The organism is Streptomyces durbertensis, assembly GCF_014156695.1.
Classification (GTDB): Bacteria; Actinomycetota; Actinomycetes; order Streptomycetales; family Streptomycetaceae; genus Streptomyces; species Streptomyces durbertensis.
On record NZ_WMLF01000758.1, the window covers coordinates 1 to 1,339 of the forward strand.

At 57.4% G+C, this 1,339-nt stretch carries 1 rRNA gene; it reads left to right on the forward strand.

The features are described 5' to 3' along the window. Positions 1-60: 60 nt before the first annotated feature. Positions 61-1,339: ribosomal RNA gene (locus tag GL263_RS26580) — 23S ribosomal RNA — on the forward strand; the annotation flags it as partial.

Consider the following 1,339-nt stretch of genomic DNA (forward strand, 5'->3'; position numbering starts at 1 on the left):
TGTGGGGTGGCGGGTGGCTGGTTGTTGTTTGAGAACTGCACAGTGGACGCGAGCATCTGTGGCCAAGTATTTAAGGGCGCACGGTGGATGCCTTGGTACCAGGAACCGATGAAGGACGTGGGAGGCCGCGATAGGCCCCGGGGAGCTGTCAACCGAGCTTTGATCCGGGGGTGTCCGAATGGGGAAACCCGGCAGTCGTCATGGGCTGTCACCCATACCTGAACGCATAGGGTATGTGGAGGGAACGCGGGGAAGTGAAACATCTCAGTACCCGCAGGAAGAGAAAACAACCGTGATTCCGGGAGTAGTGGCGAGCGAAACCGGATGAGGCTAAACCGTATGTGTGTGATACCCGGCAGGGGTTGCGCATACGGGGTCGTGGGAGTTCTCTTGATCGGTCTGCCGGCCGGTCGGCGAGTGAGAAACCGTTGTGGTAGGCGAAGGGCATGCGAAAGGCCCGGCGTAGAGGGTAAGACCCCCGTAGCTGAAACTGCAACGGCTCGTTTGAGGACCACCCAAGTAGCATGGGGCCCGAGAAATCCTGTGTGAATCTGGCGGGACCACCCGCTAAGCCTAAATATTCCCTGGTGACCGATAGTGGATAGTACCGTGAGGGAATGGTGAAAAGTACCGCGGGAGCGGAGTGAAATAGTACCTGAAACCGTGTGCCTACAAGCCGTGGGAGCGTCGCATGCCAAGCTTGCTTGGTGTGTCGTGACTGCGTGCCTTTTGAAGAATGAGCCTGCGAGTTTGCGGTACGTTGCGAGGTTAACCCGTGTGGGGAAGCCGTAGCGAAAGCGAGTCCGAATAGGGCGTTCGAGTAGCGTGCTCAAGACCCGAAGCGGAGTGATCTAGCCATGGGCAGGGTGAAGCGGCTGTAAGAGGTCGTGGAGGCCCGAACCCACCAGGGTTGAAAACCTGGGGGATGACCTGTGGTTAGGGGTGAAAGGCCAATCAAACTCCGTGATAGCTGGTTCTCCCCGAAATGCATTTAGGTGCAGCGTCGTGTGTTTCTTGCCGGAGGTAGAGCACTGGATAGGCGATGGGCCCTACCGGGTTACTGACCTTAGCCAAACTCCGAATGCCGGTAAGTGAGAGCGCGGCAGTGAGACTGTGGGGGATAAGCTCCATGGTCGAGAGGGAAACAGCCCAGAGCATCGACTAAGGCCCCTAAGCGTGTGCTAAGTGGGAAAGGATGTGGAGTCGCAGAGACAACCAGGAGGTTGGCTTAGAAGCAGCCATCCTTGAAAGAGTGCGTAATAGCTCACTGGTCAAGTGATTCCGCGCCGACAATGTAGCGGGGCTCAAGTACACCGCCGAAGTCGTGTCACTCCAACAT